This is a genomic window from Enterobacter sp. Lyrl_3 (genome assembly GCF_051948675.1).
Lineage (GTDB): Bacteria > Pseudomonadota > Gammaproteobacteria > Enterobacterales > Enterobacteriaceae > Enterobacter > Enterobacter cloacae.
Genome location: NZ_JAYJLI010000005.1, coordinates 169,920 through 186,959, shown reverse-complemented (window position 1 = coordinate 186,959; position 17,040 = coordinate 169,920). Strand labels below are relative to the sequence as shown.

General features: G+C 55.5%; 15 protein-coding genes. 6 read left to right on the top strand and 9 right to left on the bottom strand.

Going from position 1 to position 17,040, the window contains the following annotated elements; genetic code table 11:
- Positions 1-101: 101 nt before the first annotated feature.
- Positions 102-1,748, top strand: coding sequence for a dihydroxyacetone kinase subunit DhaK (locus VF709_RS12790; RefSeq protein WP_149896922.1), 1,647 nt, complete (start codon positions 102-104; stop codon positions 1,746-1,748).
- Between the two features lie 58 nt (positions 1,749-1,806).
- Here the strand turns inward: VF709_RS12790 and ahr are convergent, their stop codons facing one another.
- The 5 genes from ahr to pepA form a co-directional block, all read right to left on the bottom strand.
- Positions 1,807-2,826: an NADPH-dependent aldehyde reductase Ahr gene (ahr, locus tag VF709_RS12785; RefSeq protein ID WP_038420701.1), complete on the bottom strand. Its 1,020-nt coding sequence runs from the start codon at positions 2,824-2,826 to the stop codon at positions 1,807-1,809.
- A gap of 83 nt (positions 2,827-2,909) precedes the next feature.
- Complete coding sequence (locus tag VF709_RS12780) at positions 2,910-3,413, bottom strand: GNAT family N-acetyltransferase (protein WP_013098953.1); 504 nt, start codon at positions 3,411-3,413, stop codon at positions 2,910-2,912.
- A gap of 123 nt (positions 3,414-3,536) precedes the next feature.
- A complete protein-coding gene (locus VF709_RS12775; RefSeq protein WP_013098952.1) occupies positions 3,537-6,392 on the bottom strand; it encodes a valine--tRNA ligase in 2,856 nt (951 codons plus the stop codon).
- The gene (gene holC / locus VF709_RS12770; RefSeq protein WP_008502815.1) at positions 6,392-6,835 is read right to left on the bottom strand and encodes a DNA polymerase III subunit chi; all 444 of its coding nucleotides are present in this window, start codon (positions 6,833-6,835) and stop codon (positions 6,392-6,394) included. The genes VF709_RS12775 and holC overlap by 1 nt, the downstream gene beginning before the upstream one ends.
- A gap of 86 nt (positions 6,836-6,921) precedes the next feature.
- Positions 6,922-8,433, bottom strand: coding sequence for a leucyl aminopeptidase (pepA, locus tag VF709_RS12765; RefSeq protein ID WP_013098951.1), 1,512 nt, complete (start codon positions 8,431-8,433; stop codon positions 6,922-6,924).
- 266 nt (positions 8,434-8,699) lie between these two features.
- On the opposite strand from pepA, the gene lptF reads away from it, so the two are divergent.
- From lptF to mtgA, 5 genes are all read left to right on the top strand, one after another.
- Complete coding sequence (lptF, locus tag VF709_RS12760; protein ID WP_029883394.1) at positions 8,700-9,800, top strand: LPS export ABC transporter permease LptF; 1,101 nt, start codon at positions 8,700-8,702, stop codon at positions 9,798-9,800.
- Positions 9,800-10,882, top strand: coding sequence for an LPS export ABC transporter permease LptG (gene lptG, locus VF709_RS12755; protein ID WP_013098949.1), 1,083 nt, complete (start codon positions 9,800-9,802; stop codon positions 10,880-10,882). Before lptF ends, lptG begins: the two co-directional genes overlap by 1 nt.
- Before the next feature lie 135 nt (positions 10,883-11,017).
- Complete coding sequence (gene arcB / locus VF709_RS12750) at positions 11,018-13,351, top strand: aerobic respiration two-component sensor histidine kinase ArcB (RefSeq protein WP_013098948.1); 2,334 nt, start codon at positions 11,018-11,020, stop codon at positions 13,349-13,351.
- 231 nt (positions 13,352-13,582) lie between these two features.
- Positions 13,583-14,236, top strand: coding sequence for an isoprenoid biosynthesis glyoxalase ElbB (gene elbB / locus VF709_RS12745; RefSeq protein ID WP_013098947.1), 654 nt, complete (start codon positions 13,583-13,585; stop codon positions 14,234-14,236).
- Positions 14,233-14,958 carry a monofunctional biosynthetic peptidoglycan transglycosylase gene (mtgA, locus tag VF709_RS12740; protein ID WP_020687356.1) on the top strand — a complete coding sequence of 242 codons (726 nt, stop codon included), beginning with the start codon at positions 14,233-14,235 and terminating at the stop codon, positions 14,956-14,958. Before elbB ends, mtgA begins: the two co-directional genes overlap by 4 nt.
- A 39-nt stretch (positions 14,959-14,997) precedes the next feature.
- On the opposite strand, the gene npr is transcribed toward mtgA, so the two are convergent.
- The 4 genes from npr to hpf form a co-directional block, all read right to left on the bottom strand.
- Complete coding sequence (gene npr / locus VF709_RS12735; protein ID WP_003861872.1) at positions 14,998-15,270, bottom strand: PTS phosphocarrier protein NPr; 273 nt, start codon at positions 15,268-15,270, stop codon at positions 14,998-15,000.
- Complete coding sequence (gene rapZ / locus VF709_RS12730; protein WP_013098945.1) at positions 15,267-16,121, bottom strand: RNase adapter RapZ; 855 nt, start codon at positions 16,119-16,121, stop codon at positions 15,267-15,269. The genes npr and rapZ overlap by 4 nt, the downstream gene beginning before the upstream one ends.
- Before the next feature lie 45 nt (positions 16,122-16,166).
- Complete coding sequence (gene ptsN, locus VF709_RS12725) at positions 16,167-16,658, bottom strand: PTS IIA-like nitrogen regulatory protein PtsN (protein ID WP_013098944.1); 492 nt, start codon at positions 16,656-16,658, stop codon at positions 16,167-16,169.
- An 82-nt stretch (positions 16,659-16,740) separates the two neighbouring features.
- Positions 16,741-17,028, bottom strand: coding sequence for a ribosome hibernation promoting factor (gene hpf / locus VF709_RS12720; RefSeq protein WP_006178790.1), 288 nt, complete (start codon positions 17,026-17,028; stop codon positions 16,741-16,743).
- Between the last annotated feature and the right edge of the window lie 12 nt (positions 17,029-17,040).

The window sequence follows — 17,040 nt, the reverse complement described above, 5'->3', positions numbered from 1 at the left end:
GCAACCTGACGGCAAAATGGCGTTAAAAATTCCTTACTTTGCGGCGTATTACCCAGCGCGGACTATGCTTTTGCATACGGTTCACAACAAGTTGAGAATGTATGTCCAGATTCTTTTTTAATAATCGCAAACAACTGGTCAACGATGCTATTGAAGGCATTCTGATTTCTGCTCCGCACGGTAACCTCGTCAAGCTTGATGTTGATCCTGCCATTCGCATTGTGGCCCGCAGCGACTGGGACAAGAGCCGCGTGGCGGTGATCTCCGGTGGCGGTTCCGGCCACGAGCCTGCACATGCCGGGTTTCTCGGCAAAGGTATGTTGACGGCAGCAGTGTGTGGCGATCTGTTCGCCTCGCCGAGCGTGGATGCGGTGCTGAATGCCATAGTGGCGGTGACGGGTGACCGTGGCTGCCTGCTGATCGTTAAAAACTACACCGGTGACCGCCTGAATTTTGGTCTGGCGGCAGAAAAGGCGAAACGCTACGGCCTGAAGGTGGAGATGGTCATTGTGGCAGACGATATTGCGCTGCCGGACAACAAACAGCCGCGCGGCATTGCCGGTACGGCGCTGGTTCATAAGATCGCGGGTTATGCCGCAGAGCACGGAAAATCGCTGAGTGAAGTGCGTGATATTGCGCAACAGGCCTGCGATAACCTCTGGAGCCTGGGCGTTGCGATGCAAACGTGTAATCTGCCGGGAAGCGACGAGGAAGAAGGGCGCATTAAGCAAGGTCATGTCGAGCTGGGTCTGGGCATTCATGGTGAGCCGGGGGCTTCCGTCGTGGATACGCAGAACAGTAAAGCGATTATCGACACGCTGGTGACGCCGCTCAAGGCGAAGGCGGGTGACGGGCGCTTCGCAGTGTTGATCAATAACCTGGGGGGCGTATCAGCGCTTGAGATGGCTCTGCTCACCAAAGAGCTGGCCCACTCGGCACTGAAAGATAACCTGGCGTACCTGATTGGCCCGGCACCGCTGGTGAGCGCCCTGGATATGAAGGGCTTTTCGCTGACGCTGCTGAAGCTAAACGATCTGTTCGAAAAAGCCCTTCATGAAGAGGTTGAGACGCTGGGCTGGCAGAAGCCGGTGGCGTTTGCCCCGCTGCGTACCCAGGAGCATAGCGCGATCCATGACCGCGTGGAGTTTACCCCGTCCGCAAATCCGCAGGTGGGCGAATATGTCTCTGTGGTGACAAAGACGTTGATTCAGCTGGAAAACCGTCTGAACGCGCTGGATGCGAAAGTGGGGGATGGCGATACCGGATCCACCTTTGCGCAAGGGGCGCGGGAGATTGCGCAGCGTCTGGAGGAGAACAACCTTCCTCTTAACGACGTGTCGACATTACTTCTGCTGGTGGGCGAGCGGCTGGCAACGGTGATGGGCGGATCGAGTGGCGTATTAATGTCGATCTTTTTCACGGCAGCCGGACAAAAGCTACATGACGGACAATCGCTTGCGGATGCATTGCTGAGCGGGCTGGCACAGATGAAGCAGTATGGCGGGGCCGATCTCGGCGATCGCACGCTGATCGATGCGCTACAGCCGGCGCTGGAGACGTTGCAGAAAAACGATCTTCAGGCGGCGGCGCAGGCGGCACAGCAGGGCGCAGAGGCAACGGCCAGAATGGGCAAAGCGGGCGCGGGACGTTCGTCGTATGTGAATAAAGAGAATCTGGATGGGGTAATGGATCCGGGAGCGGTTGCGGTGGCAGAGGTGTTTAAGGCCATGGTAGAAGCAAAACGGTAACGACCGTTACCGTTTTTAGTGTTTGCGCCCTCTCCCTGTGGGAGAGGGGTGTGTCACATTAAAAATCTGCTTTCAACACCACACGGTAACGGGCTTTGCCGTCACGCACGTGCTGGATCGCTTCGTTGATTTTCGACATCGGATAGAGTTCGGTGGTTGGCGATACTTTCGTGCGCCCGGCGAACTTCATCAGTTTGCGCAACTCGAACGGCGTGCCGGTTGCAGAGCCGGACACGCTGCGATCCCCGCCGATCAGGGTAAACGCCGGAACCGGCAGCGGCTTCAGCACGGCACCCACCGTATGGAAGTTACCGCCGTAGGCCAGTGCTTCAAAGTACGGCTGCCAGTCGAGATCGACATTAACGGTGTTGATGATCAGATCGAATTGACCCGCCAGTGCTTTCAGCGCGTCTGGATCGCGGCTGTTCACCACTTTATCCGCTCCCATCGCCAGCACTTCTTGCTCTTTCGCCGGGTTAGAACTGAATGCCGTCACTTCGCAGCCCATCGCGTGCAGCAGTTTGATGGCAATATGACCGAGACCCCCGATACCAATCACACCCACACGGCTGGTGGCGGTGATATGGTGCATCAGCAGCGGTTTAAAGACGGTAATGCCGCCGCACAGCAGCGGGCCTGCGGATTCGATATCAATGCTGTCCGGCAGCGGAATGACCCACTGCCAGTCGGCGCGCAGTTTATCGGCAAAACCGCCCTTGTTGAGGATGGTTGGAACGGCGCCTTCAAGGCAGTTGATCTGGTTGCCGCTGATACAGGCGTCGCAATGACCGCAGCTGCGTGCCGTCCAGCCAATACCCACGCGCTGGCCCACTTTCAGGCCTTTGTCCTGCGCAGCGCTGCCGAGCGCCACGACGCGGCCAATCACTTCGTGTCCGGCGATCAGTGGATAGCTTGAAAAGCCCCATTCGTTGTCGATCATGGAGAGATCCGAGTGGCAGATCCCGCAGTAATCAACCTGTACTTCGACGTCTTCCGCTTTTAGTTCGCCCGCATCGTACTCGTACAGTTCAAGTTCTGCACCCGCCTGCGGTGCGGCGTAGCTTTTTATCTTCGACATCGTGTTTCCCCCGTTATGGTGTGAACTGAGAGTGTAGAGCATTCAGTTAACCACCGCTTAACAGAAGAGGGCAGCAAAAGTATTTACAGCGTTTTCAGCATCCTGACTTCGCAATCGACGTGGCCGGTGCAGCCCAGCGGTGCATCAATATGCTCAAAGCCCAAATGTTCATACAGGCCGATGGCCTCTTTGAGGAAGGCGGTTGTTTCGAGGTAACAGCGTGTAAAACCCTGATTGCGGGCATAGTCGAGTGCGACCAGCGCCAGTCTCTTCGCCAGACCTTGTCCGCGAACAGATGGCAGGAAATACATTTTCTGCAGCTCGCAGATATCCGGCTCGCTGCAGCTGAGCGGAGCAACGCCGCCGCCGCCCACCACCTGGCCATTCTGCTCAATAACCCAGTAGGCATGGCCCGGCTGGCTGTAAAGCTGGAACAGCTCGTCCAGATTTGGATCAGCAACCGTATAGCCTTTATCAGCCGTCAGGCCATATTCGGCAGAAACCGTACGGATAACGGCGGCGATAGCCGGGTTGTCCTGCACAGCGATCCGACGCATCGTTGTCGCGACGGGGGTAATCACGCTCATAGCATTACTCATTACAAAAATTGACACACAACTGCTGTTAATAGCACCGCAGAAAGGGGAGTGCAAGCGAGGAGTTTTCAGGAAGAATACCCCTTACGCCCTGAAGCGTAAGGGGTAAAAGCATTACAGGGCCGCAATCACCGCCTGCTGCTCAATCAGCTTGGTCTTCGCATCGGCGAAAGCAACCAGGCGTTCACGCTCTTTGGCGATGACCGCTTCCGGCGCGCGAGCGACAAAGCCTTCGTTCGCCAGTTTGCTTTCGATTTTGCCAATTTCCACGTCGACTTTTGCCACTTCTTTTGCCAGACGTGCCAGCTCAGCGTCTTTGTCGACGAGACCCGCCATTGGGATCAGCAGCTCAGCGCCGTCGATGATTTTCGTCACGGAGACCGGACCTTTGTCATCGGCTGGCAGCACGGTGATGCTTTCCAGACGCGCCATGGTTTTCAGGAAGGTATTGTTCTCGGTGACACGACGAACAGCCGCGTCGCTGCAACCGCGCAGGAGCAGTTCCAGCGGTTTGCCCGGGGCGATGTTCATTTCTGCACGGATGTTACGTACAGCGACGATCGCCTGCTTCAGCCACTCGGTATCCGCTGAGGCAGCTTCATCCACTTTAGCGGCATCGAATTCCGGGAACGGCTGCAGCATGATGGTGTCGGCGTTGATGCCCGCGATCGCTTTCACACGCTGCCAGATGGTTTCGGTGATAAATGGAATGATCGGGTGCGCCAGACGCAGCAGGCCTTCCAGCACGGTAATCAGCGTATTACGCGTACCGCGCAGTTCTGCCTCCGTTCCGCCGTTCATGACCGGCTTCGCCAGCTCCAGGTACCAGTCACAGAACTGGTTCCAGGTGAATTCGTACAGAATGCCCGCCGCGATGTCGAAGCGGTAGCTGTCCAGCGCCTCGCGGAACGCTTTCACCGTCTGGTTGAATTCCGCCAGGATCCAGCGGTCGGCCAGAGAGAGGATCATCTCGCCGCCGTTGAAGCCGCAATCCTGATCTTCAGTGTTCATCAGCACGAAGCGGCTGGCGTTCCACAGTTTGTTACAGAAGTTACGGTAACCTTCCAGACGCTTCATGTCCCAGTTGATGTCGCGACCGGTGGAGGCCAGCGCCGCCAGGGTGAAACGCAGGGCGTCAGTACCGTGAGATTCAATCCCGTTCGGGAACTGCTTCTCGGTGCGCTTGCGGATCTTCTCTGCTAGCTGCGGCTGCATCATGTTGCCGGTGCGTTTTTCCAGCAGCTCTTCCAGGGAGATCCCGTCCACCATATCCAGCGGGTCAATGACGTTGCCCTTGGATTTGGACATCTTCTGGCCTTCATCGTCACGGATAAGACCGGTCATATAGACGGTATGGAACGGAACCTGCGGCTTGCCGTTTTCATCTTTAATGAAGTGCATGGTCATCATGATCATGCGGGCAATCCAGAAGAAGATGATATCGAAGCCGGAGACCATCACGCTGGTTGGGTGGAACTGACGCAGCGCGTCGGTGTTCTCTGGCCAGCCGAGGGTGGAGAAGGTCCACAGCGCGGAGGAGAACCAGGTATCCAGCACGTCTTCGTCCTGACGCAGGGCGACATCCGCGCTCAGGTTGTTTTCCTGACGCACTTCATCTTCACTGCGCCCAACGTATACGTTGCCTTCGTTGTCGTACCATGCCGGGATACGGTGACCCCACCACAGCTGACGGGAGATACACCAGTCCTGAATATCGCGCATCCAGGAGAAGTACATGTTTTCGTACTGCTTCGGCACGAACTGAATGCTGCCGTTTTCAACCGCTTCAACAGCCGGTTTTGCCAGCACGTCGGCACGCACATACCACTGGTCGGTCAGCATTGGCTCGATAACCACGCCACCACGGTCGCCGTACGGCACGGTCAGATCGTGAGGTTTAATCTCTTCCAGCAGGCCGAGTGCGTCAACGGCAGCCACAATCGCTTTACGCGCGGCAAAGCGTTCCAGCTTCTGGAACTCCGCCGGAATGTCGCTTGAGTAAACGTCGGATTCGTTGCCTTTGGTGTCATACACTTCTGCGCTTTCACGGATGTCACCGTCGAAGGTCAGAATGTTGATCATCGGCAGGGCGTGACGACGACCCACTTCGTAGTCGTTGAAGTCGTGCGCCGGGGTGATTTTCACGCAGCCGGTGCCTTTTTCCATGTCGGCGTGTTCGTCGCCCACAATCGGAATGCGGCGGTTCACCAGCGGCAGCACCACGAATTTGCCAATCAGATCTTTATAACGCGGATCTTCCGGGTTAACGGCCACGCCGGTATCGCCCAGCAGGGTTTCCGGACGGGTGGTTGCCACCACTAAGTAATCTTTACCGTCTGCGGTTTTCGCGCCGTCGGCCAGCGGATAGCGGATGTGCCACATGGAGCCTTTAGACTCGCGGTTTTCCACTTCCAGGTCAGAGATCGCGGTGCGCAGTTTCGGGTCCCAGTTAACCAGGCGTTTGCCACGGTAAATCAGGTCTTCTTTGTACAGACGGACGAACACTTCTTTTACGGCGTTGGAAAGACCTTCGTCCATGGTGAAACGCTCGCGCTCCCAGTCTACGGAGTTACCGAGACGGCGCATCTGACGGGTAATGGTGCCGCCAGATTCTGCTTTCCACTGCCAGATTTTATCGATAAAGGCGTCGCGACCGTAATCGTGACGGGTTTTACCCTCTTCAGCGGCAATCTTACGCTCAACCACCATCTGGGTCGCGATACCCGCGTGGTCAGTCCCCGCCTGCCACAGGGTGTTTTTGCCCTGCATGCGCTGGTAGCGGATCATGGTATCCATGATGGTCTGCTGGAAGGCATGACCCATATGCAAACTGCCGGTGACGTTCGGCGGCGGGATCATGATGCAGAAGGACTCTTTGCTTTCATCGCCGTTAGGCTTGAAATAGCCCTGCTGTTCCCAGTGCTCGTAAAGCGGCTGTTCGATATCGCGTGGGTTATATGTCTTTTCCATTATTTCCAGGTTGCCGTATTCAGGTTAAAACCAGCCAGGCGGTACGCTTTGTAGCGTTCGCGCGCCAGTTGTTTCAAGGATTCTTCGTAAGGGACAAAGTCTACCACTTCTGTGAAAGCGGTGGCAAAATCTGCAAAATCTATCCGCAGGCTAATCAGAATATCGCGCGCGCTGCTGTTGCGCTTTTGTGGCCAGGCTATCTCGACCGGTGCGCCGCCGCGCGGCCCTTCGCCAGACAGGTTATGCGGTACAAAACTCTCCGGCGGGCGCGCCCACAGCGCTTCGTCAAGACGAATCGCCTGCTGTTCATCTTCACAGGCAATCAGAACCCGCTTACCTGCGCGCCAACGTTCTGCGGCAATTTCACACACCAGCTGTTCTACGGCGCTGAGGCCATCCTGATGGGTGTCATTGTCCAGAAGGTAGAACGTTGCATTCTTCATATATGGGGCTTCTTGTGCTCACTTTAAATACTTAAGCCGGGTGGCGGCTTCGCCTTACCCGGCCTACGGTTTACTGCCGTTTTGACTTACTCGTCGCCATTAAATCCGGCGCGATTGAGCAGGAACTGCGACAGCAATGCAACCGGACGACCGGTCGCGCCTTTGGCTTTTCCGGAGCGCCATGCGGTGCCGGCAATATCCAGGTGAGCCCAGTTATACTTGCGGGTGAAGCGTGCCAGGAAGCAGCCCGCGGTGATGGCACCACCAGGACGGCCGCCGATGTTCGCCATGTCCGCAAAGTTAGACTCCAACTGCTCCTGGTATTCGTCACCCAGTGGCAGACGCCATGCGCGGTCGCCGGCTTGTTCGGACGCGCCGATAAGTTCGTGTGCCAGCGGATTGTGGTTCGACATCAGGCCGGTGATGTGGTGGCCCAGCGCGATCACGCAGGCACCGGTCAGGGTGGCCACGTCGATCACCACGTCAGGTTCGAAGCGTTCAACGTAGGTTAATACGTCGCACAGCACCAGACGGCCCTCGGCATCGGTGTTCAGCACCTCAACGGTCTGGCCGGACATGGTGGTCAGGACATCACCCGGACGATAAGCGCGTCCACCCGGCATGTTTTCGCAGCCCGCCAGCACGCCGATAACGTTAATCGGTAACTGAAGTTCAGCCACCATACGCATCACGCCATACACCGCCGCTGCACCACACATGTCGTACTTCATCTCATCCATGCCTTCAGAAGGCTTGATGGAGATACCACCGGAATCGAAGGTCAGGCCTTTGCCGACCAGCACAACAGGACGCGCGTCTTCTGACGGATTGCCCTTGTATTCGATAACCGACATCAGGGATTCGTTCTGCGAGCCGTTGCCCACCGCCAGGTAAGAGTGCATACCCAGCTCTTTCATCTGCTGTTCGCCGATAACGCGGGTGATGACATTCTTGCTGTAGGAGTCAGCCAGCTGGCGCGCCTGAGAGGCCAGATAGGCGGCGTTACAGATATTAGGCGGCATGTTGCCCAGATCTTTTGCGGCTTTAATCCCGGCGGCAATCGCCAGACCGTGCTGGATGGCGCGCTCGCCGCTGGTGAGTTCGCGACGGGTTGGCACGTTAAAGACCATTTTACGCAGCGGACGGCGCGGCTCGCTTTTGTTGGTCTTGAGCTGATCGAAGCTGTACAGGCTCTCTTTTGCGGTTTCGACAGCCTGGCGCACTTTCCAGTAGGTGTTACGACCTTTGACGTGCAGTTCGGTCAGGAAGCAAACGGCTTCCATTGAGCCGGTGTCATTCAGGGTATTAATTGTTTTCTGAATCACCTGCTTATACTGACGTTCATCCAGCTCGCGCTCTTTACCGCAGCCAATCAGCAGAATACGTTCGGACAGCACGTTCGGAACATGGTGCAGTAACAGCGTCTGCCCAGGTTTGCCTTCCAGTTCGCCACGGCGCAGCAGGGCGCTAATGTAGCCGTCACTGATTTTATCGAGTTGCTCGGCGATCGGGGAGAGTCGGCGTGGTTCAAAGACGCCCACAACGATGCAGGCACTCCGCTGTTTCTCCGGGCTACCGCTTTTTACACTGAACTCCATGCACTACGCTCCTGAATCTTAAAGACAACAGCGGCTGCTACGGATAGAATTGAAACCTTTCGTAACTCAAGTCCGCTGTTGTGGTGACTTCGTGTTAATCTTACGTTATTACGGTTTCGACACGTCAGAAAAAGTCCTGAAGCGTGAATCCGCCGGGTGTTTTAATCTTAGCGATGATTTCGACGACTCAAGAGAATAAATGACGTTTAAGCCATGAAACAAGCGATTTTCCAGCAAAGAGACGGGTTTTTACGGGCGTATTTAAAGTGATAATCATAAGATATCTGGTGCGGGAGACGCTCAAAAGCCAACTGGCGATCCTCTTCATCCTGCTGCTGATTTTTTTCTGTCAGAAGCTGGTCAAGATCCTCGGTGCGGCCGTTGACGGCGAAATTCCAACGAATCTGGTGCTTTCCCTGCTTGGTTTAGGGATCCCGGAAATGGCGCAGCTTATTCTGCCGCTAAGTCTTTTCCTCGGTCTGCTCATGACGCTCGGTAAGCTTTATACCGAGAGTGAAATCACGGTGATGCATGCCTGTGGTTTGAGCAAGGCTGTTCTGGTGAAAGCCGCCATGATACTGGCGCTGTTCACGGGTATCGTCGCCGCGGTGAATGTGATGTGGGCGGGCCCAATGTCCTCTCGTCATCAGGATGAAGTGCTGGCTGAAGCAAAAGCGAACCCCGGTATGGCGGCATTAGCGCAGGGGCAGTTTCAGCAGGCGACCGACGGAAACTCAGTGCTGTTTATTGAGAGCGTTGACGGCAGTAAATTCAACGACGTCTTCCTGGCGCAGCTGCGGACCAAAGGAAACGCACGTCCATCGGTGGTGGTGGCAGACTCCGGTCAGCTTGCGCAGCGCAAAGATGGTTCCCAGGTCGTGACGCTGAATAAAGGCACCCGCTTTGAAGGCACCGCGATGCTTCGTGACTTCCGTATTACGGATTTCCAGAACTATCAGGCCATTATTGGTCATCAGGCGGTGGCGCTCGATCCAACGGATACCGAGCAAATGGATATGCGTACGCTGTGGAACACCGATACCGACAGAGCGCGTGCGGAGTTCCACTGGCGTATTACGCTCGTCTTCACCGTGTTTATGATGGCATTGATTGTCGTGCCGCTGAGCGTGGTGAACCCGCGTCAGGGGCGCGTGCTCTCGATGCTGCCGGCGATGCTGCTGTACCTGATCTACTTCCTGCTGCAAACCTCGATTCGTTCTAACGGCGCGAAGGGTAAGCTGGACCCGATGGTCTGGACGTGGTTCGTCAACAGCCTGTACATCTTACTGGCGCTGGGATTAAACCTGTGGGATACGGTGCCAGTGCGCCGCATACGTGCCCGATTTTCGCGTAAAGGAGCCATCTAATGCAGGCGTTTGGCGTTCTTGATCGCTATATCGGTAAAACCATTTTCACCACCATCATGATGACGTTGTTCATGCTGGTGTCGCTCTCCGGCATTATTAAATTTGTCGATCAGCTGAAAAAAGCCGGGCAAGGGAGCTACGACGCGCTGGGCGCAGGGATGTATACCCTGCTCAGCGTGCCAAAAGATGTGCAGATCTTCTTCCCGATGGCGGCCCTGCTGGGCGCGCTGCTGGGGCTGGGGATGCTGGCACAGCGCAGCGAACTGGTTGTGATGCAGGCATCGGGCTTTACCCGTTTGCAGGTGGCGCTGTCGGTAATGAAAACCGCGATCCCACTGGTGCTGTTGACCATGGCGATTGGCGAGTGGGTGGCACCGCAGGGCGAACAGATGGCGCGTAACTATCGTGCCCAGGCGATGTACGGCGGTTCACTGCTCTCAACACAGCAAGGGTTATGGGCGAAAGATGGCCAGAACTTCGTCTATATCGAACGCGTGAAAGGGGATGATGAGCTGGGCGGCGTGAGTATTTACGCCTTCAATGATGAGCGTCGTTTACAGTCTGTACGTCACGCATCGTCAGCGAAGTTTGACCCCGAACACAAGCAGTGGCGGTTATCCCAGGTTGACGAGTCTGATCTAACGAACCCAAAACAGATCACCGGCTCTCAGACGGTGTCCGGGACGTGGAAAACCAACCTCACGCCGGACAAACTCGGGGTGGTGGCGCTGGATCCGGACGCGCTCTCCATCAGCGGGTTGCACAACTACGTCAAATACCTGAAGTCGAGCGGGCAGGATGCCGGGCGCTATCAACTCAATATGTGGAGCAAAATCTTCCAGCCGATGTCCGTGGCGGTGATGATGCTGATGGCCCTGTCGTTTATCTTTGGCCCGCTGCGTAGCGTGCCGATGGGTGTTCGTGTGGTCACCGGGATCAGCTTCGGCTTTGTATTCTACGTCCTCGATCAGATCTTTGGCCCGCTGACGCTGGTTTACGGCATTCCGCCAATTATTGGTGCGCTGCTGCCGAGCGCCAGCTTCCTGCTGATCAGCCTCTGGCTGCTGCTGAAACGCTCCTGATTGTCCTCTCCTCGCTTCCGGTTAGCCGGAAGCGAGGCTAATCTCCTGTTTCACCCCGCACTTTTTCTCACAACCTTCAACGTCCCGCCGCGAATTTGAGTATTATTGAGCGATAAAGTCGTGAAGGGATCCTCTATGAAGCAAATTCGAATGCTTGCCCAGTACTACGTCGACCTGATGATGAAGCTCGGGCTGGTGCGTTTCTCCATGCTGCTGGCGCTGGCGCTGGTTGTTCTGGCCATTGTCGTGCAAATGGCCGTGACCATGGTGTTGCATGGTCAGGTCGAGAGTATCGACGTCATCCGCTCTATCTTCTTCGGTTTGCTGATCACCCCCTGGGCGGTCTATTTTCTTTCCGTCGTCGTTGAACAACTGGAAGAGTCCCGTCAGCGCCTGTCAAAACTGGTTGATAAGCTGGAAGAGATGCGCGAGCGCGATTTAAAGCTCAACGTCCAACTGAAAGACAACATTGCCCAGCTTAACCAGGAGATTTCAGATCGTGAGAAGGCGGAAGCCGAGCGTCAGGCGACGCTTGAGCAGCTGAAAATCGAAATGAAAGAGCGTGAGGTGACGCAGATCCAGCTTGAGCAGCAATCCTCTTTCCTGCGTTCATTCCTTGATGCTTCTCCGGATCTGGTTTTCTACCGTAACGAAGACAAAGAGTTCTCCGGCTGTAACCGGGCGATGGAGCTGCTGACCGGCAAAAGCGAAAAGCAGCTGATCCACCTGAAACCCCAGGATGTGTACTCCGAAGAGGCGGCCGCCAAGGTCATGGAGACGGACGAAAAAGTCTTCCGCCACAACGTCTCGCTGACCTATGAACAGTGGCTGGATTACCCGGACGGGCGTAAAGCCTGCTTTGAGATCCGTAAAGTGCCGTACTACGACCGCGTCGGGAAACGCCACGGCCTGATGGGCTTTGGCCGCGATATCACCGAGCGTAAGCGTTATCAGGATGCCCTTGAGCGCGCCAGCCGCGATAAGACGACCTTCATCTCCACCATAAGCCATGAACTGCGTACCCCGTTGAACGGCATCGTCGGCTTAAGCCGTATTCTGCTGGACACCGACCTGACGGCGGAACAGGAAAAATACCTCAAAACGATCCATGTTTCGGCGGTCACGCTGGGGAATATCTTCAACGATATTATCGACATGGATAAGATGGAGCGCCGTAAAGTCCAGCTTGATAACCAGCCGGTTGATTTCACCAGCTTCCTTGCCGATCTGGAAAACCTGTCCGGCCTGCAGGCGCAGCAGAAGGGGCTGAGCTTTGTCATGGAGCCAACCCTGCCGCTGCCGCACAAAGTGGTCACGGACGGCACGCGTCTGCGCCAAATCCTCTGGAACCTGATCAGTAACGCGGTGAAATTTACCCAGCAGGGGCAGGTGGCGGTGCGTATCCGCTATGACGAAGGAGACATGCTGCACTTTGAGGTGGAAGACTCAGGCATTGGCATTCCGCAGGAAGAGCAGGACAAAATCTTTGCCATGTATTATCAGGTGAAGGACAGCAACGGTGGTAAGCCTGCTACCGGCACGGGCATTGGCCTTGCGGTATCGAAACGGCTCGCGAAGAGCATGGGCGGTGATATCACCGTGGCCAGCCAGGCGGGCAAAGGCTCTACCTTTACGCTGACGGTGCATGCCCCGGCGGTGGCAGAAGAGGTTGAGGATACCTTTGAACAAGACGATATGCCGCTCCCGGCGCTGCATGTTCTGCTGGTCGAAGACATCGAGCTGAACGTGATTGTGGCGCGCTCGGTGTTGGAAAAACTGGGTAACAGCGTGGACGTGGCGATGACCGGTAAAGCCGCGCTGGAGATGTTTAAACCGGGCGAATATGACCTCGTCCTGCTGGATATTCAACTGCCGGACATGACCGGGCTGGATATCTCCCGTGCGCTGACAACGCAGTATGCTGCCGATGAACTGCCGCCGCTGGTCGCGCTGACGGCCAACGTCCTGAAAGATAAAAAAGAGTACCTCGATGCCGGTATGGATGATGTGCTCAGCAAGCCGCTGGCGGTGCCTGCTCTGACCGCCATGATCAAGAAGTTCTGGGATACCCATGATGAAGAGGAGAGCACCATGACGTCTGTTGATAGCGCGAAGGCCCAAACGATTCTGGATACTGCGATGCTGGAGCAGTACATCGACCTGGTTGGCCCAAAACTGATTACCGATGGTCTGGCCGTGTTCGAAAAAATGATGCCTGGCTACCTGAGCGTGCTGGAGTCCAACCTGACCGCACGCGATCAGAAAGGCATTGTGGAAGAAGGGCATAAGATCAAAGGCGCTGCTGGCTCTGTCGGGTTACGCCACTTACAGCAGTTGGGACAACAGATTCAGTCACCTGATTTACCGGCATGGGAAGATAACGTGGGTGATTGGGTCGAAGAGATGAAACAAGAGTGGCAGAACGATGTGGCGGTGCTAAAAGCCTGGGTGGATGCCAGAAAAAAATGACCCCGGCTTAACCGGGGTGCGCGAATACTGCGCCAACACCAGGGAAATCGTGGCTGCGCCTGATTTTTCGTGTTGTTTTCGCATGGGCGCCGCCTGAAAATTTAGGCCGCACGCAGATAAGATAGCAAATCTTAAATGGTTTGTTACATGAATCAGTGAAATGTGTGAAGCATAGCGTTTTAATCAAAATTAATTATGTGCTTCAGCAAGTTGCAAAGAAGGAACGTCAGGATGAAAAAGGTTGGTGTCGTACTGAGCGGATGCGGTGTTTACGATGGTTCAGAAATTCATGAAGCCGTCATCACGCTGCTGGCCCTGGCAAGGCAGGGGGCGGAAGCGATCTGTTTCGCGCCAGACAAAAAGCAGGCAGATGTGATTAATCATCTGACCGGAGAGGCCATGGCGGAAACCCGTAACGTACTGATTGAAGCGGCGCGTATTGCGCGTGGCGATGTCCACCCCCTTATTCAGGCGGACGCCGCTGAGCTCGATGCGTTAATCGTGCCGGGCGGGTTTGGGGCGGCCAAAAATCTCAGTACCTTTGCTTCAGAAGGGGCGGCGTGTCAGATCGATCCCCATTTAAAAGTGCTGTCGCAAGCAATGCATGCGGCAGGTAAACCGCAGGGCTTTATCTGTATCGCGCCGGCAATGCTGCCTAAAATTTTTGATTTCCCGCTGCGGCTGACAATCGGCACCGATATTGATACCGCAGAAATCATCGAGGAGATGGGCGGCGAGCACGTACCTTGTCCGGTGGATGACATTGTGGTGGATGAAGACAACAAGGTCGTTACCACACCTGCCTGGATGCTGGCGCAGAATATTGCCGAGGCTGCTGCAGGCATCGAAAAACTGGTGGCCAGAGTGCTGGTGTTGACTGAATGAGTCGTAAATTCGGCGCAGGCGCGTGGGTGAAACGCGCCCTGTTGCGCATCGTTCTCGTGCTCGCGGTATTCTGGGGGGGCGGACTCGCCTTATTCAGCATTATGCCGGTCCCGTTTTCGGCCGTGATGGTCGAGCGTCAGCTTGGGGCATGGCTCAGTGGTGATTTCAGCTATGTGGCCCACTCGGACTGGGTAAGTATGGATGAGATCTCACCGTTTATGGGGCTGGCGGTCATTGCGGCAGAGGATCAGAAATTCCCGGAACACTGGGGGTTTGACGTGGCGGCAATCGAGAAAGCGCTGGCGCACAATGAACGCCACGAAAACCGCGTCCGTGGGGCATCGACATTATCGCAGCAAACCGCAAAGAATCTGTTCCTGTGGGACGGTCGCAGCTGGGTACGAAAAGGGCTTGAAGCGGGGTTGACGCTGGGGATGGAAACGGTCTGGAGCAAAAAACGCATTCTGACCGTCTATCTCAATATTGCTGAGTTTGGCGATGGCGTGTTTGGTGTTGAGGCCGCCGCGCAGCGCTATTTCAATAAACCGGCCAGCCGACTGAGTATGTCCGAAGCAGCGCTCCTGGCTGCCGTCTTGCCTAATCCCATCCGCTTTAAGGCCAGTGCCCCGTCCGGGTACGTGCGAAGCCGTCAGGCGTGGATCATGCGCCAGATGCGTCAGTTAGGCGGGGAAGGGTTTATGCAGCGCAATAAATTAATGTAGGGCGGGTAAGCGCAGCGCCACCCGCCAGCGGGGCTGAAATTAATCCTCGTCAAACCCGGCGTTAAACAGCGCAATCACCGCCGCCAGCGCTTCCTCTTCCTGTGGGCCGGTGGCTTCGACTTCAATCTGGCGACCTTTGGCGGAATCCAGCATCAGCAGTGCAATGACGCTGTTTGCTTCCGCTTCGGTCCCTTCATCATTTCGTAGCAGAACTTCCGCATCGAAACCCTGCATCAGTTCGAACAGCTTCATCGCCGGGCGTGCGTGCATGCCCAGCTTATTGGTGATCTCAACGGTTTGTTTTACGGTCATGTTTTACGTTTTTCCAGCGTGCGATGACGGGACTGAACGTTCTTTCCGCGTGAACGGAAATAGTCGGCCAGCTGTTCGGCGATATAGACCGAACGATGTTTACCGCCGGTACAGCCAATCGCCACCGTCAGATAGCTACGATTGTTTGTCTCCAGCATAGGTAACCATAGCTCAAGGTAGCTTCGCGTCTGGTAGATAAAATTGTGAACTTCTGTGTGCCTGTCGAGGAACGCCGCGACGGGTTTATCCAGACCGGTCATTGGGCGCAGTTTCGGATCCCAGTGGGGGTTTGGCAGGAAGCGCACGTCGAAAACATAATCCGCATCGATAGGTATGCCGTGCTTAAAGCCGAATGACTCAAACACCATTGTCAGTTCACGCTCGCGTTTGCCCAGTAAACGGGTACGAAGCATTTCTGCCAGCTCGTGAACGGACATTTCGGAGGTGTCGACAATCAAATCGGCACGTGAGCGCAGGGGCTCCAGCAGGTCGCTCTCTTCGTCGATTGCGCTCTCCAGAGAGAGGTTCTTGCTGGAAAGCGGGTGCAAACGACGGGTATCGCTGTAGCGACGGATCAGTGTGTTGCGGTCCGCATCAAGGAACAACAGCTGAGGTGAAAACGTGTCCGGCAGGTTGCTCATCGCCTGTTCAAAGATTTCTGGCGATTCAGGCATGTTACGGACGTCGATGCTGACGGCGGCAGAGATTTGTCTGTCTGCAAGGGTGCGTGCCAGCTCGGGCAGCAGTACCACCGGCAGGTTATCTACGCAGTAAAAACCCATGTCTTCCAGCGCGCGCAGGGCGACGGATTTCCCCGACCCTGAACGGCCACTGACAATCATCAGCACCATGTTCCGTTTCTCCTCAGGACAACAGATGTGAAGGCCATCTCCTGGTTATGCCTCATCCTGACTGCCTTCTGCTTCAGTGATAATTTCATAAAGCTCTTCATCACTTTGCGCTGAGCGCAGTCGACGGCAGATGGTTTTATCGGCCAGGCGTTTAGCGACCAGTGAAAGCGTATGCAGATGGGTTTTCGTCTGATCGGCAGGAACCAGCAGCGCGAAGAGGAGATCAACGGGCTGGTTATCGATGGCATCAAAGGCAATAGGCGTTTCCAGTTGCACAAACACACCGACGGCACGCAGGGTGTCCTCTTCCAGTTTGCCATGCGGGATCGCAATGCCGTTGCCGATACCGGTACTGCCCATTTTTTCACGGGTCAGGATGGCTTCGAATACGACCTGCGGTGGCAGGCCCAGCTGTTTTGCGGCCAGTTCACTGATAATCTCCAGCGCACGTTTTTTGCTCTGGCAGTGAACGCCACTGCGGGTACATTCCTGGTTAAGGACATTGCTCAATTGAAGAGCGGAATCGTTGTTCATCATAATTTCACCTAAGCGCTAACTGTACAAATGGCCTGTTGTGCTCCACAACAGGCCTTCCTGCACCCGTTAACTGCCCGGACAATTAGTGTTGTTTCAGTTTATCTTTATGTTTATTGAGCTGTCTTGCAAGCTTATCAATCAAGCCGTCGATAGCAGCGTACATGTCTTGCCCTTCCGCACTGGCGTGGAGTTCGCCCCCATTGACATGCAGGGTTGCATCCGAGATATGAGTCACTTTCTCCACTTTCAACACAATATAGACCTGATTGATCCTTTCGAAATACTGCTCGAGTTTTGCGAATTTCGTGTTCAGAAAGTCGCGTAAAGCTTCAGTAATTTCGACGTTTTGTCCAGTGATGTTGAGCTGCATAGTGTCTTCCTT

What these genes read in the sequence shown, in the direction of transcription:
- ptsN (WP_013098944.1), bottom strand. Translation starts at nt 16,658, where the DNA reads ATGATGAACAACGATTCCGCTCTTCAATTGAGCAATGTCCTTAACCAG.
- mtgA (WP_020687356.1), top strand. Translation starts at nt 14,233, where the DNA reads ATGAGTCGTAAATTCGGCGCAGGCGCGTGGGTGAAACGCGCCCTGTTG.
- ahr (WP_038420701.1), bottom strand. Translation starts at nt 2,826, where the DNA reads ATGTCGAAGATAAAAAGCTACGCCGCACCGCAGGCGGGTGCAGAACTT.
- VF709_RS12780 (WP_013098953.1), bottom strand. Translation starts at nt 3,413, where the DNA reads ATGAGCGTGATTACCCCCGTCGCGACAACGATGCGTCGGATCGCTGTG.
- pepA (WP_013098951.1), bottom strand. Translation starts at nt 8,433, where the DNA reads ATGGAGTTCAGTGTAAAAAGCGGTAGCCCGGAGAAACAGCGGAGTGCC.
- rapZ (WP_013098945.1), bottom strand. Translation starts at nt 16,121, where the DNA reads ATGGTGCTGATGATTGTCAGTGGCCGTTCAGGGTCGGGGAAATCCGTC.
- lptG (WP_013098949.1), top strand. Translation starts at nt 9,800, where the DNA reads ATGCAGGCGTTTGGCGTTCTTGATCGCTATATCGGTAAAACCATTTTC.
- hpf (WP_006178790.1), bottom strand. Translation starts at nt 17,028, where the DNA reads ATGCAGCTCAACATCACTGGACAAAACGTCGAAATTACTGAAGCTTTA.
- elbB (WP_013098947.1), top strand. Translation starts at nt 13,583, where the DNA reads ATGAAAAAGGTTGGTGTCGTACTGAGCGGATGCGGTGTTTACGATGGT.
- holC (WP_008502815.1), bottom strand. Translation starts at nt 6,835, where the DNA reads ATGAAGAATGCAACGTTCTACCTTCTGGACAATGACACCCATCAGGAT.
- arcB (WP_013098948.1), top strand. Translation starts at nt 11,018, where the DNA reads ATGAAGCAAATTCGAATGCTTGCCCAGTACTACGTCGACCTGATGATG.
- VF709_RS12775 (WP_013098952.1), bottom strand. Translation starts at nt 6,392, where the DNA reads ATGGAAAAGACATATAACCCACGCGATATCGAACAGCCGCTTTACGAG.
- npr (WP_003861872.1), bottom strand. Translation starts at nt 15,270, where the DNA reads ATGACCGTAAAACAAACCGTTGAGATCACCAATAAGCTGGGCATGCAC.
- VF709_RS12790 (WP_149896922.1), top strand. Translation starts at nt 102, where the DNA reads ATGTCCAGATTCTTTTTTAATAATCGCAAACAACTGGTCAACGATGCT.